Source organism: Mesorhizobium sp. M0848 (assembly GCF_040319805.1).
In the GTDB taxonomy this organism is placed as follows: Bacteria; Pseudomonadota; Alphaproteobacteria; order Rhizobiales; family Rhizobiaceae; genus Mesorhizobium.
In genome coordinates this window covers 15,211-39,798 of the sequence record NZ_JAMYOM010000014.1, presented here as the reverse complement: position 1 = coordinate 39,798, position 24,588 = coordinate 15,211, and the positions used below count along the sequence as shown (strand labels likewise).

Sequence of the window (24,588 nt, the reverse complement as noted above, 5' to 3'; positions counted from 1 at the left end):
ACACTTTTCCTAGAATTGCTCTAGGCCAGGCCGTCGACCATCTGGGAACTGCGGAACCGGGGCCGTCCGGCATTGCCCGCCACAGGCGGACGATGCTCGCGAAAGGCCATTGCAAGCGTCCTCAGCGCCTCGCGGGACTTGGCGTCCGTCAGCGTCGAAAGCAGCACGATCTCGGAAGGCGGCAGCGCCGGAAGCCCGAATTTCCGGCTGACCTCGATGGTGCCGGATGGGGCAAGCCGGCAGGAAAATACCGAGGCTGCGAGGCCGGCCGAGACAGCTTCGGCAACGGCGAAGGAGCCGCAGCCGAGGAACACCTCCGTCCACGGTATTCCGACAGCGTCGAGCGCGCGGGTCGTGATGTTGCGGATACCGCATGATGGCGAGGATGCCGCCAGGCGCAGCGGCTCGTCGGCCCGGTGGATGAAGTCGGGCGCGGCGTACCAGCCGAAATGTTCGGGCGCCAGCACTTCACCATCGCGCCGGTCGTCCTCCCGGCGGATGATCGCCGCGTCGATCTCACCGCGATCAAAAGCGTCCAGCAGGTCGTGTGAATCATCGAGCCGCACTTCGATGGTGAGCGCCGGGTCATGCGCATTGAGCCGCGCCAGCAATGTCGGGACTTCCGCGCCTCCGACATGGGTGGCGATGCCCAGTGTGAAGCGGCGGCGCACCGAAGACAGGCTGGCAATGGCGCGATCGTGTGCCGCGAGGAAGTCGCGTGCGGGCTGGAGAAACACCGCGCCCTGCGCGGACAAGCGAACCAGCCGAGGCGTGCGCTCGATCAATTTCTGGCCAACGCGCTCTTCCAGCCGCTTCAGCTTCACGCTGATCGCCCCTTGCGTGCTGCCAAGAGCCTCGGCCGCACGCGTAAAGCTCTGAAGATCGGCGATGGCGACGAATGTTTTCACAGCGTCTACGTCCAGCGTCATGTCAGCTATCCGCACTTGTTGTCTCTGAAATTGCCAACCATGCAATTCTAAAATGATCAAGCCTCGCCTACCCTGGGCCATACGCGCGCCGGGCGAGCTGCAATGGATTCGCCGATTGCCGACAAATACGTTCGAAAGGTTGAATCATGCCCACTGTATTGACCCGCCGAGGCATCATCGTTCTGTTTGCCGCCTGCCTGGCGTGCCTGATGTTCGGCCTGGAGATTTCAAGCGTTCCCACGATCCTGCCGACATTGGAGCAGGTGCTGCACGCCGACTTCAAGCAGCTGCAATGGGTGATGAACGCCTATACGATCGCGGTCACGACGGTGCTGATGGCGGTCGGCACGATCGCCGATCGTTACGGGCGCAAGCGTGTCTTTCTGGTCTCGATCGCCGCCTTCGGCCTGACGTCACTGATCTGCGGCGTCGCCGAAAGCGTCTCCACGCTCATCGTCGCCCGGTTTTTGCAGGGCCTGAGCGGCGGTGCCATGCTGATCTGCCAGCTTGCCGTGCTGTCGCATGAATTCCGGGAAGGGCGCGAACGCGCCGTCGCATGGGGCTGGTGGGGCGTCATCTTCGGCACCGGCCTCGGCTTCGGCCCCATCATCGGCGGCGGCATCGTCGCGGTCTCGAGCTGGCAATGGGTGTTTCTTGTCCACGTGCCGGTTGCGGCGCTGGCGTTCGCCCTCGCTCTGATGGGCGTCCACGAATCGAAGGATCCACAGGCGGGCAAGCTCGACGTAGCAGGCATCCTGACGCTGTCGCCGTCGGTTTTCTGCCTCGTTTTCTACATCATCCAGGGGCCGGATCTGGGTTTCTCCAGCCCTGCCGCGCTGGCGATCCTCGGTATCTCGATAGTGAGCTTCATCGCCTTCCTCATTGCCGAGAAGTTCAGCCAGCGGCCGATGTTCGACTTCTCGGTCTTCCGGATCCGGCCCTTTGCCGGCGCCATCGTCGGCTCGGCCGCGATGAACCTCAGCTATTGGCCTTTCATGATCTACCTGCCGATCTGGTTCCACGCCGGGCTCGGCTATGACACCGTCTCCACCGGCCTTGCCCTGCTTGCCTACACGCTGCCGACGCTTGTGCTGCCACCGTTGGCAGAGCGCTTTTCGCTGCGTTATCGGCCCGGCATCATCATTCCGGCGGGCCTCGTCATCATCGGCGTCGGGTTCATCCTGATGAAATTCGGCAGCGCCGCCGCGCAACCGGACTGGCTGACGATGCTGCCCGGCTGCCTGATCGCGGGGATGGGTCTGGGAATAACCAACACACCTGTCACCAACACGACGACGGGTTCCGTTTCGAGCGATCGCGCCGGCATGGCCTCCGGCATCGACATGAGCGCGCGCATGGTTTCATTGGCGTTGAACATCGCGGTGATGGGCTTCATCCTGGCCAGCGGTGTGCTGGCGCATCTGGGGCATGCGCTGCCCGACCTCGACGCTGCCCAATTGCGTCTTCTCGCCGAAGCTATCGCTGCCGGAAATCCCATCTCCGGGCTCGCCGCTTCCGTCGCCCAGGATGCGCTGCGCAACGGCTTTGGCTGGGTCATGCTCTATGGCGGGATCGGCGTCTGGATCATGGCCGCCATCAGTTTCGCAAGCTTCAACGGCCGGCCGATGCGGCGGACGGAGGTTCAGTGCTCTGATTGAACAATGTCCTGATTGAACAGGCGCCCTGGCGATCAACCCGCCGGCTGCAGCGGGTCGCTTCCGATCTTGGACAGCAGGATCACCGCCTGCGTGCGGCTGTCGACGCCGAGCTTCTGCAGGATGGCGGAGACATGCGCCTTGATGGTAGCCTCCGATACGCCGAGTTCATAGGCGATCTGCTTGTTGAGCAGGCCCTCGGCCAGCATGCCCAGCACCCGTGTCTGCTGCGGCGTCAAAGCCTGCAGCCGCTTGATAAGGTCCGATATTTCGGGATCGCGCTCGATGCCGAGATCGACGCCGACTGGTGCTGCGATGTCGCCGGCAAGCACCGATTGCACCGCGCTGCGGATCTCCTCCATGCTGGCCGATTTGGAGATAAAGCCGGAAGCGCCGAGATCGAGCGCCCGCCTGATGGTCGCCGGATCGTCATGCGCCGACACCACGACCAGCGGCACCGCCGGATGGATGCCACGCAGCGAGACCAGGCCGGACAGGCCGCTGGCGCCCGGCATCGACAGGTCGAGCAGCACCAGATCGACGTCCTCGTTGGCCACGACCAGCGCCTTGGCGCTCTCGAAATCGCCGGCTTCATGGATGGCGGCGACATTGCCGATGCCGGCGAGTGCTTCGCGCAGCGCACCGCGAAACAGCGGGTGATCGTCGGCGATGACGAAAGAATAGCCTGCCGGCAAATGTCCCTCCCCAAATCCCCGATGATTTTTGGCTTTTCGGGTTCAATTGGACGATTATGAGGGGCTGCGCGCTGTTTTCAAGCGGCAAAGCCAGCGCGCCGCCTCCCGTGGTTGAAACGCTCAGGTCTTCTGCGAATTGGGCTGGGCGCCGTTGTCCTTGTCCATATCCCTGACGATGCCCATGAAGCCGCGAAGGAAGCGCTCCATGTAGCTCATCGTCTTGTTGAAATCCTCCTCGCTCGGCAGTTTCGATTCGAGGCGGGCGGAGAGCGAATTCTCGAGCTTGGTGACGCGCTCGTCCATCACCTTCATCGAGGTTTGCAGGCGGTCGACCTCGTCCTGGAAAGCAGCGCGTTCGTCGGCCGCCATCTTGCAGACGAGCTGGCCCGAACGCTCCTCGCAAATCGACATGGCGCCGGTCTGCGTGTCGATACGGACAAAGCCGTTGTCAGACTTTTCCAGCCGGTAGCGGTCGGTTTCTTCCGAATAAGCTGAAGCCGCGACCAGCGAAACGAGCGCGGCGGGGATCAAGATGTGCTGCAGACGCATGTTGTCCTCCATGGCCAAGGTCTGGAATATCGCATGTTTGCGCCGGAAATGGGGAAGACCCTTGGCGTGGCCTTTCCCGAATGGCTGGTTCGGAATCTTCTTGACGCAATTCCCAAGGGAAAGCGCTATGCGCTTTCCCCGGGAAAACCGTTTCACACTTTTCCTGGAACTGCTCTATAGCGCAACCATGTCTCAGATTATCTACAAGATAACCCCGCAAGCGCCATGGCGCGAGGCCGAAACGCATGGCCGCTTCACCGGCGCGCCGATCGATGTCGCCGACGGCTTCATCCACTTCTCCACGGCAGCACAGGTCAGGGAAACGGCGACAAAGCACTTTGCCGGCCAGACAGACCTTTTGCTGGTCGCCGTCGACGGCGCCGGCCTGGGCACTGCGCTGAGATACGAGGTCTCGCGCGGCGGCGAACTGTTTCCGCATCTCTACGACGTTCTGGACCTGAAAGCAGTGCTGTGGGTCCGACCACTGCCGCTTGGCGCCGATGGTGTGCACCAGTTCCCGGCACTGGAGGGGCAATGAGCGTGCTCGACCGGCTCGGCCAGAAGCTGCTGTTCGCCTTCGATCCGGAAACGGCGCATGGCCTGTCAATCGCCGCCTTGCGATGCGGCGTTCCGGTTGGTGCGCCGGCGGTCCGCGACGACAGGCTGAAGGTCAGCGTCTGCGGCCTCGATTTCCCCAATCCGCTCGGCATGGCGGCCGGCTATGACAAGAACGCCGAGGTGCCCGACGCGCTGCTTGGCCTCGGCTTCGGTTTCGCCGAGGTCGGCACGATCACGCCGCTGCCGCAGGTCGGCAACCCGAAGCCGCGTATCTTCCGGCTGACGGCCGACGATGCGGTGATCAACCGGCTGGGCTTCAACAATGAAGGCCATGCAGCGGCCGAAAAGCGCCTTGCCGCGCGTAAGGGCCGCTCCGGCATCGTCGGCGTCAACATCGGCGCCAACAAGGACAGCAGCGACCGCGTCAGTGACTATGAGCGCGGTGTCGCCCAGTTTGCGCAATACGCCAGCTATCTCACCGTCAACATCTCCTCGCCCAACACGCCGGGCCTGCGCAACATGCAGGCGCGCGAGCAGCTCGGCGAGCTCTTGTCGCGGGTCATGGCCGCGCGCGCCACGGGAACGGCGCAGCCGCCGGTGTTCCTGAAGATCGCGCCGGATCTGGTCGAGGCCGAACTGGAGGACATCGCCGCCGAGGTCACCGAGAAGCGGATCGACGGCGTCATCGTCTCCAACACCACCATCTCCCGACCGCCGCTGCGTAGCGGCGACACCGCGCGCGAGACCGGGGGACTCTCCGGCAAGCCGCTCTTCGAGCGTTCGACCATCGTGCTGGCGAAGATGCGCAAATTACTCGGGCCGGAGCTTGCCATCATCGGCGTCGGCGGCGTCGATTCCGCCGATACGGCGCTGGACAAGATCCGTGCGGGCGCTGATCTGGTGCAGCTCTACACCGGCATGATCTATGCCGGGCCCTCGCTACCAGCCCGCGTTCTTTCCGGAATGATCCGTTTCGTCGAAAAGGAACGGTTGAAGTCGATTTGCGAGTTGCGCGACAGCCGCCTCGACTTGTGGGCGTCCAGGCAACTCTGAACCGCTCTCAGGAGCGTAGATTGCGACTGACGGCCCGCTCGCAGATGGTGCCGCCGATGGCAGGCAACACGCCGAAGAGAAGCAACTGCGCGGTTCCGCCGATGCCAGAAACCGCGGAGAGAATGAACGCAGCGAGCAATCCCAGCGCCGCGCCCAAGACATAGGGCAGGTAGCTTCGCATAAGCTCGCCCTGGAACAATTGGTGCATCAAGTCTGTTGGAAATCGACTGGAAGTGCAAGTGCATCCGACCGCACAGCATTGGCACCGGGTTCCTTCGGAGTCTCGCCGAGGCGTTGGCTGACGGAGCATCAAACGAAAAACCCGCCTGTGCGGCGGGTCACTGGCGCAAATCAGCACCATAAACAAATATGTACCATAGCTGAGGTCACCGAGTCAAGAAAAAATTCCTATCGCGAACAGGTGCCGTTCGGTGCCTGGACGGCGCAGGGCCTTCCGGGGGACATCGTCTAAAACGCCGTCCGTACCCTGAGCCGCAGGATCGTCAGCAGGCTGAAGCCTCGCACCAGCAGGAAGACGTGCAGCGCCGCCCACAGTCCATTGTTGCCGAAGGCGGGCGCAAGGGTCAGCAGCGCGGCCGCGAAAACCAGGAACGACAGAAGCATCATGTTGCGCATGTCGCGGGACCAGGTCGCGCCGATGAAGACGCCATCCATCTGGAACGCCAGCACACCGCTCAGCGCCGTGAATGCCGCCCACGGCAGGTAGATGTCGGCCACCGAACGGACTTCCTCCGATGTCGTCACGAGTGCGACCAGATTGGCGCCCCCAGACAGCATTACCAGCGTCGCGGCTCCCGCCAGTCCGAAACCCCAGAACAGCGTCAGCCGGACGGCCTGGCGGAACGGTGCGGCGGCGCGCGCGCCGACTGCACGGCCCGCCAGCTGTTCGGCGGCGGTGGCAAAGCCGTCGAGGAAATAGCCGGCGACGAGAAAGAAATTCATCAGCACGGCGTTGGCGGCCAGCGTCACCGTGCCGAACTGTGCGCCCTGGCGGGTGAACAATGCGAAGGCGGCGAGCAGCGAGAACGAGCGGATCATGATGTCGCGGTTGAGCGACATCATGCGCAGGAAGGCGGCCATGTCGAGCAGGCGGTGGCGCGGCAAGGGCGGGGCCGACCGGAACCGGCGGATCACGATCGCCAGGCCGAGCAGCATGGCCAGGAACTCACCGGTGACGGTCGCCCAGGCAACGCCGGCGACACCCCAGCCAAGTTCCAACCCAAGCAGAAAGCAGAGCGCGATGTTGATGCCGTTGAGCACCAATTGCAGCATCAGCCCGAGCCCGCCCTCGCCGCGCCCCAGCACATAGCCGAGGATGGCGTAGTTGATCAGCGAGAACGGTGCCGCGAGCAGCCTGATCCTGATGTAGACGCCCATCGCCTCGCTGACGCGCGGTTCGGCGCCCATGAACTTTTGCCCGACGATGGCGACCAGCGGCGCAAGGGCAGCGAGCACGATGCTGGCGATAACCGCGATCAGCACGGCGCGCCAGAACACCGCCTGTTCCTCCAGGGCATCGCCACGCCCAAACGCCTGTGCGACAAGGCCGGTGGTGCCCGAGCGCAGGAAATTGAAAGAGGTGAAGACGACGTCGAAGATCAATGCGCCGGCCGCCAGGCCGCCAAGCAAGGCGGCATCGCCGAACTGGCCGATGACAGCCGTGTCGACCAGGCCGAGCATCGGCGTCGTCAGATAGGCAAGCGTCATCGGCACGGCGATGGCGAGCACGGAGCGGTTGGTGACGACAAATGATCCGGGGTGAGTCGGGGATCCCGCGTGGATGGGGGATCCGGCGTCGGCTGGTGTTGCACCTTTGTCCAAGGATTGCTGCCTTGCTGATTGCGGCTTGATAGAACCGTCGATGTGCCCCATTTTCCGGCCACCGCGCAATCACCTATCCCTTGACGGCCAACCGAAATCCCGGTCTGGCGTGAGCCAGCCGGATACGATTTCATGCCTCTGCAGATCGTCCATCATCCCGACTACGACGCCGGCTTCGCCGTCAACCATCGCTTTCCGATGAGCAAATATCCCTTGCTGATGGAGGCGCTGCGTACACGCGGCCTCGCCGGCCCCGACGCGCTCAGCACCGCCGAACCGGCGTCTCCGTCATGGCTGGAGCTTGCGCATGCGGCGGACTATGTCGACCAGGTCGTCAACTGCCGCGTGCCCGAGAAGGTCGAACGCGAGATCGGTTTTCCGATCGGACCCCGCGTCTCGCTGCGCGCGCAGCTTGCCACCGGCGGCACGGTGCTGGCGGCGCGGCTGGCCTTGCGCCACGGTATCGCCTGCAACACCGCCGGCGGCAGCCACCATGCACGGCGCGCGCAAGGCGCGGGCTTCTGCACCTTCAACGATGTCGCCGTCGCCGCGCTGGTCCTGCTCGCCGAAGGCGCGGCACGCAACATCCTGGTCGTCGATCTCGACGTGCACCAGGGCGACGGCACCGCGGATATTCTCGCCGATGATCCGCACGTGTTCACCTTTTCCATGCATGGCGACCGCAACTACCCGTGCGCAAGATCGCCTCCGACCTCGATGTCGCGCTGCCCGACGGCACGGGTGACGCCGCCTATCTCGAGAGGCTCGCCGACATCCTGCCGGAACTGTCCGCCCAGGCCCATTGGGACATCGTGTTCTACAATGCCGGCGTCGACGTCCATGCCGCGGACCGGCTTGGCAGGCTGTCGCTATCGGATGACGGCCTGCGCGCCCGCGACGACATGGTCATCAGCCATTTTCGCGCGCAGGGCGTTCCGGTGTGCGGCGTCATCGGAGGTGGCTATTCAACGGATGTGCCCGCACTCGCGGCGCGCCACGCCATCCTGTTCGAGGTCGCCGCGGGCTACGCCTGATAGTCCTTTTTCAAGCACGGTCTTGTCGGAAAACCGGTTCCCACTTTTCGGGATCATGCTCTACTTCCGGTAGTTGGCGATCCTCAACAGGATGAAGGCCGGCACGACGATAGCCGCGCCCAGCAGGATATACCCGAGAAAGCGGTCGATGGCGTGGAAGCCGAGATTCCACAGGTCCATGAAGAACTTCCGGATGCCGTAGAGCACATCCATCGGCGACCAGCCGAAGGCATTCATGACCAGGCCGACGAGGAAAGACACCACCAGCAGTTTCAGGATCACCTTGAGCGGCGAGTCGCCAAGAAAGCGCGTCAATGCGGACAAGGCCCGTCTCCAGATTGAGGTACCCAGACTCGAGGGCTTCGGCCCAGACATACGCACTTGGCTTGCCCGCTTCAAGCCGGCAGTTTTGCGGGATGCCAAAGGCCTCCACCGAGCGATTGCATGGCAAGATTGTGCTGCTGAACTGGCCAAACCCGCGCCAGACTGTTAAATTTGCGTAAACAGAACCGCTTTAATACCTTGAAAATAAAGCGAAAAATCTTCATTTTTCGACTTCCCGCAATGTGCGTGCAATTTTCGCCTGCGAGACGGTCGGCGTCTTTCAGGTGATTGGCCGCGCGGGCGCTCTGACCCCCCTACCACAGCTGGCGAAAGCCAGTCCCAGGACCGCGCAACCATCCTGAAAGACGCTAAATCGGAGCCCGACCGCCCCAACGGTCGAGTTCTTCGGGAATTAACCTGCGCATCGATTGCCGGATGCGCGCGTGTGTGGAGTAATGCAGTGTTCTCTCAAGCAAAGATCATCCTGACGGCAAGTGCCCTTGCCGTATGCCTCCTAGGGCCGGCGATGGCCGCCGACCTTTCGCCCACCTACAATGATCCCCCCGCGTTCCAGTGGAGCGGCGCCTATGTCGGCGTGCATGGCGGCACGGCGTTCACCGGGATGCCGAACCCGTTTGCCGGCAGGAATGGTCTCAGCGGCGGCGTTCAGGCCGGCTACAACCAGCAGATGGGTCCAGCGGTTCTCGGTGCCGAGATCGAGGGCTCCTATCTTGGTGGCGCCGAGCACGACGTCCGGGGCGGCAAGATCAAGGAAAAGTGGCGCGGAGCCGCCAAGGCCAAGGCCGGCTTGAGCTTCGACCAGACGCTGCTGTTTGGAACCGGCGGCGTCGCCATGACCAAATTCGACAAGGGCGACAAGGTAAGCAGCACCGACGGATGGAAACTCGGCTATCTGGTCGGCGGCGGCATCGAGCAGGGTTTTGCCGGCGGCCTCTCGGCCAAGGTCGAGTATGACTATGTGCGCACCCCAGGCGTCGAAACGACGTCCGCCCTGGGCAAATCCAAGGCGACGATCGGCAGCCATGAACTGAAGGCCGGCATCAACTACCGGTTCTAGGGCAGGCCATGGGTTCCGTTGAACCCGTCTGTATTTTGCTCGAACGACCTTGCGCGGCGCCCGGATGCAACGGGGCCGCGCAATTGCTTTGCGTCCATCCGCACCGGCGTCGACGCGTGTCGGCAGACCGCATTTGTGTGCCAGGTCCTGCGTAATGTCGATGCAATCTTCACACCCTAAAGCGCGTCGCATCGAAGCGGATCATGCGGCCCGCTTCAGGTTTTTGTTTTTGTGCATGTCGTTGTCCCCAAAACCGGGGCCACTTTTGGGCGACATGCATTCGGTGCCGCGGATAACCTTGATGACGGGAATCGGATATGTCCAAACGCAGCGCAAACCATCTGGTGTGGATCTCCAAGGCGTTCTTCGTCGCAATCGTGCTGGTGCTGACGGGATGCGCCTCCGACATTATGAAGAACTACATCGGGCAACCGGTCGAATCGGTCATTCTGGACTACGGGCCGCCGACCGCCGTCGTTGATCTCGGTCGGGGCGAGCGGGCCTATCAGTGGCGGACAATATCCACCAACGCGGTTTCCGGGACCTCCAGCGGCGAGGTTCGCCACACAAAACACGGAACCGTCTACGAAGAAACCGAAACGCCTGGCTATATCGAGCGCCAGGAATGCTTCTATACGTTCTATGCCCGCGCCTCGGGCGGCCGATGGTTCATCACCAATTTTCGTCAACCGAAGCTGGAATGCGAATGAATTGCCACAGCGTGCCGGCTGCCTGTGACGGAGAGTGCGCATGCGCATCCTGCTGATCGAGGACGAGCCGGAAATGGCCTCGGTGCTGAAGACCGCGCTCGAGCGCCAGGACATCATCGTCGACCATGCCGCGACACTGGCGGATGCCGAAGCCGTGGCGCGGCTCGGCCACCATGACGCGGTGGTGCTGGACCGCCGGCTGCCGGACGGCGATGGCCTCAGCCTGATCCCGCGCCTGCGGGCCTTGCATCTGGACGTGCCGGTGATCGCGTTGACGGCGCTCAGCGGGCTCGACGATCGCGTGGCGGGGCTCGATGCCGGCGCCGACGACTACATGGTCAAGCCGTTCGCCACGGTGGAACTGGTTGCCAGGCTCAATGCCTTGCACCGGCGTTCGTTCACCACGCGCGCCCACCAGACGGTGGTCGGCCGCCTCACCTATGATTTTCGCCATCGCGAGGCGCTTGTCGAGGACCAGACGCTGGAGCTGCCGCGGCGCGAACGGCTGGTGCTCGAAACGCTCATCCGCAGGCCGGGCCGGACGATTATGCGCGGGACGCTGGAAGAAGCCGTCTATGCTCTCGACGACGAGATCGGCTCTAATGCATTGGATGCGCACATTTCGCGGCTGCGTCGCAAGCTTGACGACGTCGCTGCCGGTATCGAGATCAGGGCGATCCGCAACCTCGGTTATCTCTTGCGGGCCGCCTCGTGAAGAAGCCGCGCACGCGATCGCTGCAATGGGTGCTGGTGCGGCGGATGATCCTGCTGCAGGCGGCGACACTCCTTGTCTTCATCGTGCTGTGCGCGGCCGCGCTATGGATCGCCAATCCGCGGCTTCTTGTCGACAACGAAGCTGCCGTCGCCGCCCTCAAGGATGCCGTCGATCGTGACGGCAACGGCATATTGATCGTCCATGAGACCGACGGGCTGCGTTCGTTTCGTGAGGGTTTCCCCAATGTCTGGTACATCATTCGCGACAACAGCGGCCAGAGCATCCGCTTCGGCAGCATACCCGACGTCTACACCAGGAATTTTGGCGATCTGCTGGGCCAGGCCGATCACGCCACCATCGGATTTTCCGAAGATGATTTGAGGCCGGAGGCCTATCTCGAAAGGGTTTCGACCAAGGCCGGCACGGTTCAGATCATCGCCGCGACAAGGTCATCGCGGGAAGAGACCGAGGGCCTCGAGGTCACCATTTCGGCCAGCATCGACGTCGCCAAGAACCCGGATGGCAGCAGGAACTGGGAGAAGGCGCTTCCCGCTCTCGTGGCCATCATCGTCATCCTGCTGTTGCCGATTGTCCTCGTCATGGGAGCCACGACCCTGGTGACGACGCCAGCCGTCGTGCGCCGGTCGTTTGCCGGACTTGTCGACACCGTCCAGCAGGCCGCGCGCATCGACATCGGCACCCGTGCGATGCAACTGCCGGTCAAGAATGTGCCGCAGGAGATCGCGCCGCTCGTGCATGCTTTCAACCAGACGCTGGCGCGCCTCGCCCAGGGCTATGACCGGCACAATCGCTTCCTCACCGACGCCGCGCACGAACTGCGCACGCCGATCGCCATCCTGCGCACGCGCGCCGAATTGCTGAAGCAGGAACCGCAAAGCGCGCGCCTGCTGCATGACATCGAGCGCCTGTCGCATCTTGCGCAACAGCTGCTCGACCACCAGTTGCTCGACCGCCCGGCGGACCAGCGCCAAATCATCGACCTCTGCGATCTTGTCAGCCGGGTCGCGGCCGACTTTGCCCCGCTCGCCATCGAAGCAGGCTACGATCTTGCCTTCGAGCCGACAGCCAACAAGGTCCATGTCGAGATCAACGTGCCGCAGATCGAGCGGGCGCTGGCAAATCTCGTGCGCAATGCCATCGATCATGGCGGCGGTTCCGGCACGATCACCATAGCGATCTATGAAACCGGCGGCGTCGAAATCCGCGACGAAGGCCCAGGCATTCCGGCCGATGAGCACGAGAATGTTTTCGAGCCCTTCTACCGCCTGCAGCCGCAATCGCGCGGCGCCGGTCTGGGATTGAACCTTGCCCGGCAGATCGCACTGCTGCACGACGGCTCCATCCGGATATTGGCGGGCTCCTGGCAAGGCGCCCGCATTCGCATGGAGTTGCCGGTTCGGTCGGTGGCCGCGTGCGGCAGAAATGATGGCCGGCCGACGGTTGCGGCCGATCCCATTGGCTTATCTGTTTTCTAACCAATTGCCGCTATTCCCAATCGAATAGCGGGAGCAAGGCTTTGGTGGAGACGGAGAGAAACACCGCGCGACGCGGCGTCATGCTGTCGGTGGTCATCCCATGCTACAACGAGCTGGATGGCGTGGCCGAACTGCACCGGCGGGTCACGGCCGCATGCCTTGAACAAGGCCCTTCCTACGAGATCGTCCTTGTCATCGATGGCGCGACCGACGGTACGCGCGAGGCCATTCTACAACTGGCCGAAAAGGACGAACATGTCGTCGCCATCGACCTCGCCCGCAATTACGGCCACCAGATCGCGTTGAGCGCCGGGCTCGAATTCTGTCGCGGCCAGCGCATTCTCATTCTCGATGCCGACCTGCAGGATCCACCTGAACTGCTCGGCGCGATGATGACGAAGATGAACGAAGGCTTCGATGTGGTCTACGGCCAGAGGCTGACGCGCGATGGCGAAAGCTGGTTCAAGCTCGCCTCCGCGTCCATGTTCTATCGCTTGCTGCGCCGGATGGTCGACGTCGACATAGCCCCGAATACCGGTGATTTCCGGCTGATGAACCGTCGTGCGCTCGACCATCTGAACGCGATGCCAGAACGTTACAGGTTCATTCGCGGCATGGTTAGCTGGATCGGGCTGAAACAGGTGGCTTTCCCCTATGAGCGGCACCGCCGCTTTGCCGGCACCACCCATTATCCGCTGAAGAAAATGCTTCTTCTGGCGGTCGACGCGATGACCAGCTTCTCCATCGTGCCCTTGCGCTTCGCTTCGCTGCTCGGAATGATGTTCGGGCTTCTGGGGCTGGTCGTGCTCGGCTACACGCTGTTCGAATGGTCGGTCGGAAACGTGTTGCCCGGCTGGACCAGCCTTGCCGCGATCGTGCTGATCCTCGGCAGCGTCCAGCTTATGGTGCTCGGAATCTTCGGCGAGTATCTCGGGCGCATGTACATGGAGACAAAGCGGCGGCCGCTCTACTTCGTCAACGAGATCGTTTCGCGCAGCCAGGCGGTGGAGGACGGCGAATTGCCGGTCCATCGCCTGCAGGAGATGGCAAAGAGGGCCGCACGTGCTTGAGGCGGAGTTCGACCAGTTTGCGCGGGAATATCAGGAGCAGCATGCCGCAAGCATAAGGCTGAGCGGCGAAAACCCGGATTTCTTCGCCAGGTACAAGATCGACGACGTCGCCGCGACGCTGCAGCGGGCCGGTGTCAAACCCCGACGAGTACTGGATTTCGGCGCCGGCGTCGGCAATTCGCTCGGCCATATGCGCAACGCGTTTCCCGACGCGGAGATCACCTTGCTCGATCCTTCGCGGGAATCGCTCGACATCGCCAGCAAGCGCTTTCCCGGCCAGGCCGCCTTCACGCATTTCGACGGCAAGACAATTCCTTTTGCCGACGGCAGCTTCGACCTGGCCTTCGCGGCCTGTGTATTCCACCATATTCCCGAGGACCTGCAGATCGGACTGTTCGCCGAGATCGGCAGGGTGCTGGCCGATGGCGGCAGCTTCTTCGTCTTCGAACACAATCCCTGGAACCCGCTGACCACGCACGCGGTGAGAAACTGTGCCTTCGATGAAAACGCGGTTTTGATAAATTCGCGCGAGATGCGCAGGCGCATGGCCGAGGCGGGCCTTGCCAATACGAGGATCGTCTACCGGATTTTCTTTCCTCGGATGCTTGCGAGACTGAGGCCGTTCGAGCGCTTCCTCACCAAGGTACCTGTCGGAGCCCAATATTTTGCGCATGTGGTCAAGCCTGCCGTTTGACTTCCCGAGGATGCTGCGATTTGGCGCCGTCGGTCTGTTGAACACGGCGCTGGGATACGCTGTCATCCTGGCCGGGCTTGCGCTGGGTCTGGGCGACATCCTTGCCAACGCCACGGGTTATGCCGCCGGCCTTGTCCTCGGCTTCTTCCTCAACCGCCAATGGACCTTCAGCAGAGCCGATGGTTTCCAGCCCGGAACCGCGCTGCGCTACGGGGGTGTCTTTCTGGTCGCCTACAGCGTCAATCTGGCCGTCGTGATCGCCGCCCGTTCAGCAGGCATCGTCGAAAACCCGCTGGTCCACCTCGCGGGAATCTGCGTCTATTCGGTTGTTTTCTATCTTGGCTCGGCTCGCTTCGTGTTTGTGGGGCGCGGGGACGACAGCACCGACCGCACAGTTCGGGTGGCCGACAAGCCTCGGCAGCACCCCGCCAATCCAACACCTTGAACCCAACTGTCACCGGAACCGATCAGAGGCGGCGCAGCATGAACGACGCTCAGGCCAGTGCGGAGGCCGCGACATACAACGAGCGGAACAGGCTGATCTTCTGCCTGTTCGCGGCCTTGGCGATGGCCGGTGCGTTGGGTGCCCAGGCAGGCGCCACCCTGCAGGATCCCGACAGCTGGTGGCAAGTGAAGGTCGGTCTGGATTTCCTGACTAACCGGACATTTCCGACCGTCGATCCCTATTCCTACACGTTTGCCGGCCAGCCCTGGATTGCCAAGGAATGGCTGGGACAGGTCCTGCTGGCTCTTGCCTACCGGGCGGGCGGCTGGAACGGGGTCGTCACCGCGATCATCGCCTCGATCTCCCTGACGGTTTTCCTCATGGGGTGGTTTCTCAGCGCATGGCTGAAACCGATCCTGGCGATTACACTGGCCTTCGCGGCGGTGTTCCTGATCAACCCGATCTTCACGGCGCGTCCGCATGTCTTCACCTTCCCGATCATCGTCATCTGGACGGCGGTGCTCTTCGGTGCGGCGAGGGAAGAACGGGCGCCGCCCTGGTGGCTGCTTGTGCTGGTCGTGTTATGGGCGAACCTGCACGCCACCTTCACCTTGAGCTTCGTCATCGCGGCTTTTGCCGGTCTCGATCTGCTGGCGCGCACGGGCCTGTCGAAACCGTCCCTGCTGGCGAAGTGGATCGCGTTCGGTCTGCTTTGCCCGCTGGTCAGCCTGATCCACCCCTACGGCGTCCAGGCCATCCTGGCGACGCTCGCCGTGGCCTACGGCAATGAGGCGGTGTCGCTGATCATGGAATGGAAACCGTTCAATCAGCCGGACAGTCCCGTCCAGGAAGCGGCGATGCTGCTGGCGCTTTTCGGGCTACTGGTGTCCCGATTGCGAATTGGCTGGGCCAAGGCCTTGTTCGTCGTCTTCACCTTGCATGTCTATCTCGCCCATGTGCGCTTCATGTATCTGTTCTTCCTGCTGATTCCGCTGGTGATGGCGGCCGAGGTCGCCCAGCAATATCCCTCGCTTTCGGCCACCGCATGGCTGGCCGAAAAGCGCGACGGACTGGAGAGATTCTTCGCCAGGCGGTTCTACGCCATCTGCGGCACGGCAGCCGTTCTGCTGATTGGCGGGGTCACTGTGCTCGGCAGCGTCTATCAGGTAGCGCCAAGTCCGAAGACATCGGCCAGCGGGGCGCTGGCATTCGCGCAAAGCCATCATCTATCCGGCAACGTGCTGAATTCCTACAATTTCGGCGGCACGCTGATTTTCCACGGGTTCAAGACCTATATCGACGGACGGACGGACCAGCTGTTCCTGGGAGGTTTCACAAAAGCCGATGACGAGACGGGTCACAGCAACGGCAAGCCACTCCTCGAAGCCCGGTTGAAGAAATACGCAATAGGCTGGGCGCTGCTGTCGGCTGACGACGCCCGCATCCCCTTTTTCGACCAGTTGGGCTGGAAGCGGGCCTATGCGGACGACCATGCAGTGATCTATCTGCCTGGCGCCTGATCCTGGTGCGTTGCTGGCGAATTTCGCGACGGCCAATATATGCCTTGACACGTATGTTGCAGCGCAGCAAATTACTGCTTGGGGATAAGCCTGTGAGATCGATGAGCCGGGATTTTCAGCACGACCTGAGGCATCGCCGAATGAGCGTGGCGGGTGCGGCCGCACGGATCCTGGTGGCCGTGTGCGAGCCGGCCGGATGAACTACCGGCGCGACATCGACGGCCTGCGGGCCGTTGCGGTGCTACCCGTCGTGCTCTTCCATTTCGGCGTGTCCGCCATTCCTGGCGGCTTCACCGGCGTCGACATCTTCTTCGTCATATCGGGCTATCTGATCAGCGGCAGCCTGCTCGATGACCTTGAGCGGGGCCAGTTCTCGATCGGCCGCTTCTACTGGCGCCGCGCACGGCGCATCGTGCCGGCGCTAACCTTCGTCATCCTGCTCGCGAGCATTGCCGCCTGGTTCATCCTTCTGCCTTCGGATCTCCACGAATTCAGCCTTAGTGTGATCGCCGCCTCGACCTTCTGGTCGAACATCTATTTCTGGAAAACGACGAACTATTTCTCCATCGACGCCGAACTGCGGCCGCTCCTGCACACATGGTCGCTTTCGGTGGAGGAGCAGTATTACATCTTCGCGCCGATCCTCCTTTATCTGATCCACCGATACGTCTCGAAGCGCTGGCTGACGGTACTTCTGCCGATGGCCATCGGCAGCTTTGCCCTGGCAGTCATATCAACCTCGCTGGCACCGACGGCCGGCTTCTATCTCTTGCCGACGCGCATATGGGAGCTGGCGCTGGGTGCCATGCTGATGTTGCGGAAGCCTCCGGTCCTAGCCAGTCGGCTCGCGGCGGACCTGATCGGCCTCGCCGGCTTTGCCCTGATTGCGTTTGGCTTTGTGATGATTTCGGACAGCGATCCGTTTCCCGGCTACAACGCCCTATTCCCCTGCATCGGAACTGCTCTGCTGATCTATGCTGGCCAGGATAGCGCCGGCAGGCCGGCATCTGTCGCCACTCGCGTGCTTCGGTTGGCGCCGCTGGTCTGGGTCGGCCTCATTTCCTATTCGCTTTACCTCGTCCACTGGCCGATCAACTCGTTCGTCCATTATCTCTCCCTGAAGACTGTCGGTGTGCCAACGATTATCGCGATGACGGTGGCCAGTTTCGCCTTGGCGGCATTCTCCTGGAAATATGTCGAGCAACCCTTCCGCCACAAACGCGCCTATACCGCCCCCCTGCCTATCTTCGCCTTTTCGGCGACGGCAATCGTGCTGCTGTGCGCCGGTGGGTTGGCCGGTGCACTGGGCAACGGTTTCCCGCAACGGTTTCCGGATTTCTCGACCGAACGTATCCGGGTCGGCGACTGGCGCAACGGCATCTGTTTCAACGAAAACGGGACCCGCATCGAAGACTGGAACCACGCCGACTGCACCCGTACAACGGGCTTTGCCACCAATGTGCTGCTGTGGGGCGATTCTTTCGCTGCCCATTATGTTCCGGGACTTGAGCCCAACGCCCAGAAAATCCAGGCCAATGTCATCCAATACACCTATGCCGGCTGTCCGCCCGACCTGACCTATTTTTCCTATGCTCGGCCCGCCTGCACCCGCTTCAACGAACGGGCCTTGTCGATCATTCGCGACGCCAACATTCAGGCGGTGATCCTGAGCGGTCGATGGACCGACTACCAGGCCAGGGGCTTCGACGGCCTGCAGAAGACGATCGATCGGCTTCGCGAGATGGGGGTCAAGGTCTATACCGTCGGCCAGTCTCCGGAATTCATTGCCGACGTCCAGAAGATCGCTTTCTTGGTGAAACGGGAGCATACCGGAACCACATCCTGGCCGATGGCTATGGATCCGGACATCAACGCACGGGTTTTGCCGTTCACCAAAGGAGCCGATTTCATAGATCCGCTGACATATCTGTGCGACTCGGCAGGTTGTTCATACGCCGATGCCACGACCAATGAATTTCTCTACTTCGACTATGGCCACTTCTCTTCCGCCGGCGCGACGCTGGCCATCTCGAAATACTGGCCAAGCTTCGCCACCAGCAACAAGGTCGCGGAGGCAAAACGGCAATTCACGGCGGCGGGCGCGCCGTGATCCGCAGCACGACCGTCGTGAGAACAGACCGCTTTGCGATTGCCCGAAGGCTAACCCTCATGGTAACGAGGGCACACGCGGGTATGATGTAATGGTAGCTTGTCAGCTTCCCAAGCTGAACGCGAGGGTTCGATTCCCTCTACCCGCTCCAGTCTAAGGCGTCAGAACCATTTCAGCGCCTGCCTGTTCGTCGAACACAACCGAGCAGCCTCGCGCAAGCGCCACCGTTGCGAGGGCGTTTGCTGCCACGTCATCCGATGAAACGAAATCGCCGGTCAACACCCGCAATTCTTCCACGCCTTCAGCCATGGAAACGAAATTCCCGACCGATCGATCGTGCTTGCAGGCCTCGATCACGCAAAGCAGATCGATGATTTCGAAGCTGCGCATGTTCAGCCTCCAGAGAAATCGTCCCTTGCAAGATCATGAACGCATCGGCGGGAAACAATGTTCCCAGGTTCGCTTTCGCTAGAGCAATTCCAGGAAAAGTGTGAAACGGTTTTCCGTCCGGAATTGCGTCAAAACAAGGAGTCAGAGCGGGTCGCCGTTTCCGTGAAACGGTGAACTGCTCTAGCCTCGGCCTGGCGGTGCTTTCGCCGGACAACCTTACCCGAGCGAGCCATCATCCCACTTCTCTCAGAATGAAGTCGTGCAGCATCTTGGCGGCCGGCGACAGTGCGCGATTCCTGACCGTGATCAGGCTGTAGGGCCTGACCTCGATGTCGAATTCGGTCTGGACGACGTCGATGGCGCCGGCCAGCCCGTCAGGGTTCTGGATGAATTTCGCCACCTGGACAGAGACCGGTGCGATGGCATCGGATTGCGCGACCATGACCAGGGTCAGGAGCAGCGAACTGGTGTTCAGGATGCGGTCCGGCAGAGCGATGTTGCGGTTGAGGAAGTTGCTCTCCATCGCCTGGCGCAAGGGCGAGCCGCCAGACTGGAAGACCCAGTCATAGGCGGCGGTCTCTTCCAGCCGCACCGCCTCGCCCTTGGTGAGCGGATGGCCTCGGCGCACGATCAGGCAGGCCTTCTCGACGCCGATGACGCGCGACTCGAACAGCCGCGGATTGAGATCGTCGGGGATGCGCGCGATGATGAAGTCATGGCGCGTGGCGATCAGCTCGCGTGCCAGCACATTGGAGGTCTCGACCTGCATGGTGATCTCGATGCGCGGATAGATGCGGCGGATCTCACGAATTGCCGGCACCGCCAGCTCGATAGCCGGCGCGGTCACGGCACCCAGGAAAACCGAACCACCCTTGCCCGCCTTGAGCTCGGAAATCTCGCGGTCCACCTCGCGCATCTCCAGCAGGATCGAGCGCGCGCGCCTGGCCAAAGCCTTGCCGTATGGCGTCAAGGTGATACCGCGCGGCAGCCTCTCGCACAGCTTGACCTCCAGCACCGCCTCCATCTCCGCGATCATGCGCGAGGCCGCCGGCTGCGAAATGTTCAGAACCTGGGCTGCCGCGCTGACCCGGCCATGGTCGTCGAGCGCGACGATCATGCGCATGTGACGCAGACTGAGACCGCTGCGCAGCAGGGTTTCGCCATCGCCCGGTGCTTCTCTGTAACCATTTGAAGCTGTTGCCAGATTCCCGGGCCGCGCCATCGCTTTTCCCTGCCTTCTGCTCGTGTGAGGCCGACCTTGGAGTCAGCCCGTCACGTCCCAATACATATACCAACCATGATATAGCAACCATCAAAGATCGCATTTGACAGTTATGGCAAAGACCCACACCCTCCGCGCGTTCCAAGACGTGACGGTCGCTGACGAGAAAAATCGTATCGATTGAATCAGCGTCTCGGGGCCATGGGAGGATACCGGAGATCGATATGACGGCAGCAGTGCCTTGGCGCTTCTGCACGATTGCGCGGCCCGCGACCCCCGGGGTGCCGCGTCCATCAAACAGGGAGAGTTGAAGTGAAAATCATCAAGACACTGGCCGCCGTCGCGGCCCTTGGCATCGCTGCCATGACCTACTCGGCGCACGCAGCCGACAAGGGTCTTGTCGGCGTGCTGATGCCGACCAAGACCTCGCAGCGCTGGATCAATGACGGCGATGCCGTCAAGTCCCAGCTCGAGGCTCTCGGCTACACCGTCGACCTGCAATACGCGCAGGACGACATCCCCAACCAGCTCAGCCAGCTGGAAAACGAAATCACCAAAGGCCCGAAGGCGCTGATCATCGCTTCGATCGACGGCACCACCCTGTCGGATGCTCTGCAGAAGGCCGCTGACGCGGGCGTCGTCGTCGTCGCCTATGACCGCCTGATCAAGAAGACCGCCAATGTCGACTACTACACCACCTTCGACAATTTCGGCGTCGGCGTGATCCAGGCGAATTCGCTGGTCAAGGGCCTCAAGGAGCGCTTCCCGAACACCAAGCCGTGGAACGTCGAACTGTTCGGCGGCTCGCCCGACGACAACAACGCCTTCTTCTTCTACAATGGCGCCATCTCCGTCCTGCAGCCGCTGATCGACGACGGCTCGATCAAGATCAAGTCCGGCCAGACCGGCATGGACAAGGTCGGCACGCTGCGTTGGCTCGCCGCCACCGCCCAGGCGCGCATGGACAACCTGCTGTCGGCCAACTATTCGGACGGCAGCCGCGTCGATGGCGTTCTGTCGCCCTATGACGGCCTGTCGCGCGGCATCACCGCCTCGCTGCGCGCCGTCGGTTACGGCACCGAGGCTCAGCCGTGGCCTGTTGTGACCGGCCAGGACGCCGAAACCGCTTCGGTCAAGCTGATCATCTCGGGCGAGCAGTACTCGACCGTGTTCAAGGACACCCGCGAACTGGCCAAGGCCACCGTCGAACTCGTCGACAAGGTGCTCTCGGGCGGCAAGCCGGACGGCCTCGATGAAAAGACCTACAACAACGACGTCAAGGTCGTTCCTTCGATCCTGCTGACGCCGCATGAGGTCGACAAGTCGAACTACCAGGCGCTGGTCGTCGACTCCGGCTACATCAAGGCCGACGAACTGAAGTAATCCCGGTTACAAAGTCAGGGGGTCCTGCGCAACGCAGGGCCCCTTTTCGTTCACCAGCGAGCCCGGTATTGTCACCGACCTCGCCGGCAATGTTTGCCGAGCTCTCAAGGAGCGGTAGTCCCCATGGCCTCGACGATTTTGGAGATGCGCGACATCACCAAGACGTTTCCCGGCGTGAAGGCGCTGTCGAACGTCAATCTCAGCGTCGAGGAAGGCGAGATCCATGCCGTGGTCGGCGAAAACGGCGCCGGCAAGTCGACGCTGATGAAGGTGCTGTCGGGCGTCTATCCCTCCGGCACCTATGACGGCCAGATCATCTTCCAAGGCCAGGAATGCCAGTTCAAAGGCATCCATGACAGCGAACACAAGGGCATCGTCATCATCCACCAGGAGCTTGCGCTGGTGCCGATGCTGTCGATCGCGGAAAACATCTTCCTCGGCAACGAACACGCCAAATTCGGCGTCATCGACTGGGATGCCAACGAGGCGCGCACCAGCGCGCTGTTGAAGAAGGTGGGCCTCAAGGAGGACCCCAAGACGCTGATCACCAATATCGGCGTCGGCAAGCAGCAGCTGGTCGAAATCGCCAAGGCGCTGAGCAAGGAAGTCAAGCTGCTGATCCTGGACGAGCCGACGGCTTCGCTGAGCGAGAAGGACAGCCAGGCGCTGCTCGACCTTCTGCTCGAGTTCAAGCGGCAAGGCATGACCTCGATCCTGATCTCGCACAAGCTCAACGAGGTGAACCGGGTCGCCGACAAGGTGACGGTGATCCGTGACGGGCGCACCATCGAGACGCTGGCCAAGAAAGACATCTCGGAAGACCGCATCATCACTTCGATGGTCGGCCGCTCACTCGACGACCGCTATCCGCCGCGCGAGCCTGATATCGGCGAGGTCGTGTTCGAAGTGAAGAACTGGTCGGTCTATCACCCGATCCATGCCGAGCGGCAGGTGATCAAGGGTATCGACATCAACGTGCGCAAGGGCGAAGTGGTGGGTATTGCCGGGCTGATGGGCGCTGGCCGCACCGAATTCGCCATGAGCCTGTTCGGCCGCTCCTACGGCCGCCGCATCTCCGGCGAGGTGCTGCTCAAGGGCAAGCCGGTCGACGTATCCTCGGTGAGCAAGGCGGTCCAACACGGCATCGCCTACGTCACAGAGGACCGCAAGACCTACGGTCTCAACCTCATCGACCATATCAAGCACAACATCACGCTGGCCAATCTTGGCGGCGTCTCGCGCCACAGCGTGATCGACGACATGCGCGAGCTCGCCGTTGCCAACGACTATCGCAAGAAGACCAATATCCGCGCGTCCAGCGTCTATCAGATGACCGGCAATCTCTCCGGCGGCAACCAGCAGAAGGTGGTGCTGTCGAAATGGCTGTTCGCCGACCCGGACGTGCTGATCCTCGACGAGCCGACGCGCGGCATCGATGTCGGCGCCAAGTACGAAATCTACACGATCATCGCCCGCCTCGCGGCTGAGGGTAAGGCGATCGTCGTCATCTCGTCGGAAATGCCAGAATTGCTCGGCATCACCGACCGCATCTACGTCATGAACGAAGGGCGCATCGTGGGCGAAATGCCCGCCGCGGAAGCAAGCCAGGAAAAAATAATGCGCGCCATCGTTCGGGGAGAAGGAAAAGCAGCATGAGCACCGAAAGCGCCCCCGCCCCGCAGAGCAAAGTCGCCGAAGACGTGCAGCAGGGTCCACGCATCGCCGTCTCGGCGCTGGCGACGAACCTGCGCGAGTACGGCCTGATCCTGGCGCTGATCGCCATCATGGTGTTCTTCCAGTTCACCACGAACGGAACGCTGTTCAAGCCGGTGAACCTGAGCAATCTGGTGCAGCAGAACTCGTTCATCATCGTGATGGCGCTGGGCATGCTGCTGGTGATCGTCTCCGGCCATATCGACCTCAGCGTCGGATCGGTCGCCGGTTTCATCGGCGCGCTGGCGGCGATGATGATGGTCATCTGGCCGCTCGGCCCGTTCAGCAATCCGCTGGTGGTGTCGATCATCTGCCTGATCGTGGGCGGCGCGATCGGCGCCGCGCAAGGCTACTGGATCGCCTATCACCGAATACCGAGCTTCATCGTAACGCTGGCCGGCATGCTGATCTTCCGCGGCATCTGCCAGGCCCTGCTGGGCGGCGGATCCTCGGTGGGGCCGCTACCCGATGGCTTCAAGGCGCTCAGCTCCGGCTTCATTCCGGATGTCATCGGGCCACTGACGCTTATCCCGCCGACGGTGAACGCGGCCGGCAAGACCATCATGGGCAGCGGCCTGACGCTGCACATGACGACGATCGTGCTGGGCCTGATCGCCGTGCTGGCCTATGCCTATTTCGGGGTGAGGACGCGCCGCAAGCGCGAACGCCATGGCTATGAGGCCGAGCCCTTTGCCCTGTTCGTCGTCAAGACGCTGGTCGGCAGCGCGCTGGCCCTGTTCCTGGTCTACCAGTTCGCCAGCTACAGGGGCCTGCCGGTGGTGCTGCTCGTCATGGGCGTGCTGATCTCGCTGTTCGTCTTCGTCACCAAGCGCATGACCATCGGCCGCCGTATCTACGCCATGGGCGGCAATTCCAAGGCCGCGCAGCTGTCGGGCATCAACACCGAGCGGCTGACGCTGATGGTGTTCATCAATATGGGCGTGCTGTCGGCGCTCGGCGGCCTGATCATCGCGGCGCGACTGGGACAGGCGGTGCCGGCCGCGGGCCTCGGCAGCGAGCTCGACGTCATCGCCGCCGTCTTCATCGGCGGCGCCTCGGCCATGGGCGGCGTCGGTCAGGTCATCGGTGCGGTCGTTGGCGGCTTCATCATGGGCGTGATGAACAACGGCATGTCGATCATGGGCGTCAATGTCGACTGGCAGCAGGTGGTCAAAGGCCTGGTGCTGCTCGGTGCCGTGATCTTCGACGTCTACAACAAGAACAAGGCCTGAACGGGCTTAAGAGCAATTCCAAGGAAAAGTGTGAAACGGTTTTCCGCCCGGAATTGCACCACAATGAGTTAGAGCGGTTCGCCGTTTCCGTGAGACGGTGAACTGCTCTAGTCGAGGCAAGCAGGAGGCATACGATCGCGGCGCTGCCGGCAACCCGGTAACAGAAGTCCC

24 protein-coding genes, 1 tRNA gene and 1 pseudogene are annotated in these 24,588 nt (G+C 62.3%); 17 read left to right on the top strand and 9 right to left on the bottom strand.

Going from position 1 to position 24,588, the window contains the following annotated elements; translation table 11 throughout:
• Positions 1-20: 20 nt before the first annotated feature.
• Positions 21-929: a LysR family transcriptional regulator gene (locus NKH95_RS17425; RefSeq protein ID WP_023813895.1), complete on the bottom strand. Its 909-nt coding sequence runs from the start codon at positions 927-929 to the stop codon at positions 21-23.
• A 146-nt stretch (positions 930-1,075) separates the two neighbouring features.
• Between NKH95_RS17425 and NKH95_RS17420 the strand changes: the two genes are divergently transcribed.
• Positions 1,076-2,587: an MFS transporter gene (locus tag NKH95_RS17420; protein WP_352892133.1), complete on the top strand. Its 1,512-nt coding sequence runs from the start codon at positions 1,076-1,078 to the stop codon at positions 2,585-2,587.
• A 32-nt stretch (positions 2,588-2,619) separates the two neighbouring features.
• On the opposite strand, the gene NKH95_RS17415 is transcribed toward NKH95_RS17420, so the two are convergent.
• Together NKH95_RS17415 and NKH95_RS17410 are read right to left on the bottom strand one after the other, a co-directional pair.
• Positions 2,620-3,279: a response regulator transcription factor gene (locus tag NKH95_RS17415; protein ID WP_352774600.1), complete on the bottom strand. Its 660-nt coding sequence runs from the start codon at positions 3,277-3,279 to the stop codon at positions 2,620-2,622.
• Positions 3,280-3,399: 120 nt separating this feature from the next.
• Positions 3,400-3,828, bottom strand: a complete 429-nt coding sequence (locus NKH95_RS17410; RefSeq protein WP_352613069.1) for a hypothetical protein — start codon at positions 3,826-3,828, stop codon at positions 3,400-3,402.
• Between the two features lie 187 nt (positions 3,829-4,015).
• Here NKH95_RS17410 and NKH95_RS17405 point away from each other — a divergent pair, with 187 nt between their 5' ends.
• Together NKH95_RS17405 and NKH95_RS17400 are read left to right on the top strand one after the other, a co-directional pair.
• Complete coding sequence (locus tag NKH95_RS17405; protein ID WP_023813891.1) at positions 4,016-4,366, top strand: DUF952 domain-containing protein; 351 nt, start codon at positions 4,016-4,018, stop codon at positions 4,364-4,366.
• Positions 4,363-5,439 carry a quinone-dependent dihydroorotate dehydrogenase gene (locus NKH95_RS17400; protein WP_023813890.1) on the top strand — a complete coding sequence of 359 codons (1,077 nt, stop codon included), beginning with the start codon at positions 4,363-4,365 and terminating at the stop codon, positions 5,437-5,439. Before NKH95_RS17405 ends, NKH95_RS17400 begins: the two co-directional genes overlap by 4 nt.
• A gap of 7 nt (positions 5,440-5,446) precedes the next feature.
• Here NKH95_RS17400 and NKH95_RS17395 read toward each other — a convergent pair whose 3' ends face one another.
• Both NKH95_RS17395 and NKH95_RS17390 read right to left on the bottom strand, forming a co-directional pair.
• Positions 5,447-5,620, bottom strand: a complete 174-nt coding sequence (locus tag NKH95_RS17395) for a hypothetical protein (protein ID WP_023813889.1) — start codon at positions 5,618-5,620, stop codon at positions 5,447-5,449.
• Between the two features lie 287 nt (positions 5,621-5,907).
• Positions 5,908-7,281, bottom strand: coding sequence for an MATE family efflux transporter (locus tag NKH95_RS17390; protein WP_352892131.1), 1,374 nt, complete (start codon positions 7,279-7,281; stop codon positions 5,908-5,910).
• A gap of 132 nt (positions 7,282-7,413) precedes the next feature.
• Between NKH95_RS17390 and NKH95_RS17385 the strand changes: the two are divergent.
• Positions 7,414-8,219: pseudogene (locus NKH95_RS17385) on the top strand (histone deacetylase family protein); the annotation flags it as partial.
• A gap of 156 nt (positions 8,220-8,375) precedes the next feature.
• Here NKH95_RS17385 and NKH95_RS17380 read toward each other — a convergent pair.
• Positions 8,376-8,690: a DUF6460 domain-containing protein gene (locus tag NKH95_RS17380; RefSeq protein ID WP_196815359.1), complete on the bottom strand. Its 315-nt coding sequence runs from the start codon at positions 8,688-8,690 to the stop codon at positions 8,376-8,378.
• Positions 8,691-8,710: 20 nt separating this feature from the next.
• Entirely contained in the window at positions 8,711-8,863 is a 153-nt protein-coding gene (locus NKH95_RS17375; RefSeq protein ID WP_352892130.1) for a hypothetical protein, read from the bottom strand.
• A gap of 236 nt (positions 8,864-9,099) precedes the next feature.
• On the opposite strand from NKH95_RS17375, the gene NKH95_RS17370 reads away from it, so the two are divergent.
• The 10 genes from NKH95_RS17370 to NKH95_RS17325 all read left to right on the top strand — a co-directional run bounded on the left by NKH95_RS17370 (position 9,100) and on the right by NKH95_RS17325 (position 18,628).
• Positions 9,100-9,717: an outer membrane protein gene (locus tag NKH95_RS17370; protein ID WP_128305256.1), complete on the top strand. Its 618-nt coding sequence runs from the start codon at positions 9,100-9,102 to the stop codon at positions 9,715-9,717.
• Between the two features lie 317 nt (positions 9,718-10,034).
• Positions 10,035-10,427, top strand: coding sequence for a hypothetical protein (locus NKH95_RS17365; RefSeq protein ID WP_352441472.1), 393 nt, complete (start codon positions 10,035-10,037; stop codon positions 10,425-10,427).
• Positions 10,428-10,467: 40 nt separating this feature from the next.
• Positions 10,468-11,142 carry a response regulator transcription factor gene (locus NKH95_RS17360; protein WP_128305258.1) on the top strand — a complete coding sequence of 225 codons (675 nt, stop codon included), beginning with the start codon at positions 10,468-10,470 and terminating at the stop codon, positions 11,140-11,142.
• A complete protein-coding gene (locus NKH95_RS17355; protein WP_352441474.1) occupies positions 11,139-12,638 on the top strand; it encodes a sensor histidine kinase in 1,500 nt (499 codons plus the stop codon). The genes NKH95_RS17360 and NKH95_RS17355 overlap by 4 nt, the downstream gene beginning before the upstream one ends.
• Positions 12,639-12,718: 80 nt before the next feature.
• A complete protein-coding gene (locus NKH95_RS17350) occupies positions 12,719-13,708 on the top strand; it encodes a glycosyltransferase family 2 protein (protein ID WP_196815360.1) in 990 nt (329 codons plus the stop codon).
• Positions 13,701-14,402, top strand: coding sequence for a class I SAM-dependent methyltransferase (locus NKH95_RS17345; RefSeq protein WP_352892128.1), 702 nt, complete (start codon positions 13,701-13,703; stop codon positions 14,400-14,402). Before NKH95_RS17350 ends, NKH95_RS17345 begins: the two co-directional genes overlap by 8 nt.
• Positions 14,380-14,847 carry a GtrA family protein gene (locus NKH95_RS17340; RefSeq protein ID WP_031213781.1) on the top strand — a complete coding sequence of 156 codons (468 nt, stop codon included), beginning with the start codon at positions 14,380-14,382 and terminating at the stop codon, positions 14,845-14,847. The genes NKH95_RS17345 and NKH95_RS17340 overlap by 23 nt, the downstream gene beginning before the upstream one ends.
• Before the next feature lie 38 nt (positions 14,848-14,885).
• On the top strand, positions 14,886-16,367 hold the full coding sequence (locus NKH95_RS17335; RefSeq protein ID WP_352441475.1) for a hypothetical protein: 1,482 nt from the start codon (positions 14,886-14,888) through the stop codon (positions 16,365-16,367).
• A 196-nt stretch (positions 16,368-16,563) separates the two neighbouring features.
• Positions 16,564-18,477, top strand: a complete 1,914-nt coding sequence (locus tag NKH95_RS17330) for an acyltransferase family protein (RefSeq protein ID WP_352679616.1) — start codon at positions 16,564-16,566, stop codon at positions 18,475-18,477.
• A gap of 77 nt (positions 18,478-18,554) precedes the next feature.
• Positions 18,555-18,628: transfer RNA gene (locus NKH95_RS17325), tRNA-Gly, on the top strand.
• Between the two features lie 2 nt (positions 18,629-18,630).
• Here the strand turns inward: NKH95_RS17325 and NKH95_RS17320 are convergent.
• A complete protein-coding gene (locus NKH95_RS17320) occupies positions 18,631-18,867 on the bottom strand; it encodes a hypothetical protein (protein ID WP_127266711.1) in 237 nt (78 codons plus the stop codon).
• A gap of 232 nt (positions 18,868-19,099) precedes the next feature.
• The gene (locus NKH95_RS17315; RefSeq protein WP_352679613.1) at positions 19,100-20,089 is read right to left on the bottom strand and encodes a LysR family transcriptional regulator; all 990 of its coding nucleotides are present in this window, start codon (positions 20,087-20,089) and stop codon (positions 19,100-19,102) included.
• A gap of 312 nt (positions 20,090-20,401) precedes the next feature.
• On the opposite strand from NKH95_RS17315, the gene chvE reads away from it, so the two are divergent.
• The 3 genes from chvE (at position 20,402) to mmsB (ending at position 24,417) form a co-directional block, all read left to right on the top strand.
• Positions 20,402-21,472 carry a multiple monosaccharide ABC transporter substrate-binding protein gene (chvE, locus tag NKH95_RS17310; RefSeq protein ID WP_023813878.1) on the top strand — a complete coding sequence of 357 codons (1,071 nt, stop codon included), beginning with the start codon at positions 20,402-20,404 and terminating at the stop codon, positions 21,470-21,472.
• A gap of 123 nt (positions 21,473-21,595) precedes the next feature.
• Positions 21,596-23,128, top strand: a complete 1,533-nt coding sequence (gene mmsA, locus NKH95_RS17305; protein ID WP_023813877.1) for a multiple monosaccharide ABC transporter ATP-binding protein — start codon at positions 21,596-21,598, stop codon at positions 23,126-23,128.
• Positions 23,125-24,417, top strand: coding sequence for a multiple monosaccharide ABC transporter permease (gene mmsB / locus NKH95_RS17300; RefSeq protein ID WP_023813876.1), 1,293 nt, complete (start codon positions 23,125-23,127; stop codon positions 24,415-24,417). Before mmsA ends, mmsB begins: the two co-directional genes overlap by 4 nt.
• Positions 24,418-24,588 lie beyond the last annotated feature (171 nt).

Bases quoted from the DNA above. Each gene is read 5' to 3' on its own strand.
- NKH95_RS17425 (WP_023813895.1), bottom strand. From the start codon at position 929: ATGACGCTGGACGTAGACGCTGTGAAAACATTCGTCGCCATCGCCGAT.
- NKH95_RS17420 (WP_352892133.1), top strand. From the start codon at position 1,076: ATGCCCACTGTATTGACCCGCCGAGGCATCATCGTTCTGTTTGCCGCC.
- NKH95_RS17410 (WP_352613069.1), bottom strand. From the start codon at position 3,828: ATGCGTCTGCAGCACATCTTGATCCCCGCCGCGCTCGTTTCGCTGGTC.
- NKH95_RS17405 (WP_023813891.1), top strand. From the start codon at position 4,016: ATGTCTCAGATTATCTACAAGATAACCCCGCAAGCGCCATGGCGCGAG.
- NKH95_RS17400 (WP_023813890.1), top strand. From the start codon at position 4,363: ATGAGCGTGCTCGACCGGCTCGGCCAGAAGCTGCTGTTCGCCTTCGAT.
- NKH95_RS17395 (WP_023813889.1), bottom strand. From the start codon at position 5,620: ATGCGAAGCTACCTGCCCTATGTCTTGGGCGCGGCGCTGGGATTGCTC.
- NKH95_RS17380 (WP_196815359.1), bottom strand. From the start codon at position 8,690: ATGTCTGGGCCGAAGCCCTCGAGTCTGGGTACCTCAATCTGGAGACGG.
- NKH95_RS17375 (WP_352892130.1), bottom strand. From the start codon at position 8,863: ATGAAGATTTTTCGCTTTATTTTCAAGGTATTAAAGCGGTTCTGTTTA.
- NKH95_RS17365 (WP_352441472.1), top strand. From the start codon at position 10,035: ATGTCCAAACGCAGCGCAAACCATCTGGTGTGGATCTCCAAGGCGTTC.
- NKH95_RS17360 (WP_128305258.1), top strand. From the start codon at position 10,468: ATGCGCATCCTGCTGATCGAGGACGAGCCGGAAATGGCCTCGGTGCTG.
- NKH95_RS17350 (WP_196815360.1), top strand. From the start codon at position 12,719: ATGCTGTCGGTGGTCATCCCATGCTACAACGAGCTGGATGGCGTGGCC.
- NKH95_RS17340 (WP_031213781.1), top strand. From the start codon at position 14,380: ATGTGGTCAAGCCTGCCGTTTGACTTCCCGAGGATGCTGCGATTTGGC.
- NKH95_RS17335 (WP_352441475.1), top strand. From the start codon at position 14,886: ATGAACGACGCTCAGGCCAGTGCGGAGGCCGCGACATACAACGAGCGG.
- NKH95_RS17330 (WP_352679616.1), top strand. From the start codon at position 16,564: ATGAACTACCGGCGCGACATCGACGGCCTGCGGGCCGTTGCGGTGCTA.
- NKH95_RS17320 (WP_127266711.1), bottom strand. From the start codon at position 18,867: ATGCGCAGCTTCGAAATCATCGATCTGCTTTGCGTGATCGAGGCCTGC.
- NKH95_RS17315 (WP_352679613.1), bottom strand. From the start codon at position 20,089: ATGGCGCGGCCCGGGAATCTGGCAACAGCTTCAAATGGTTACAGAGAA.
- mmsA (WP_023813877.1), top strand. From the start codon at position 21,596: ATGGCCTCGACGATTTTGGAGATGCGCGACATCACCAAGACGTTTCCC.
- mmsB (WP_023813876.1), top strand. From the start codon at position 23,125: ATGAGCACCGAAAGCGCCCCCGCCCCGCAGAGCAAAGTCGCCGAAGAC.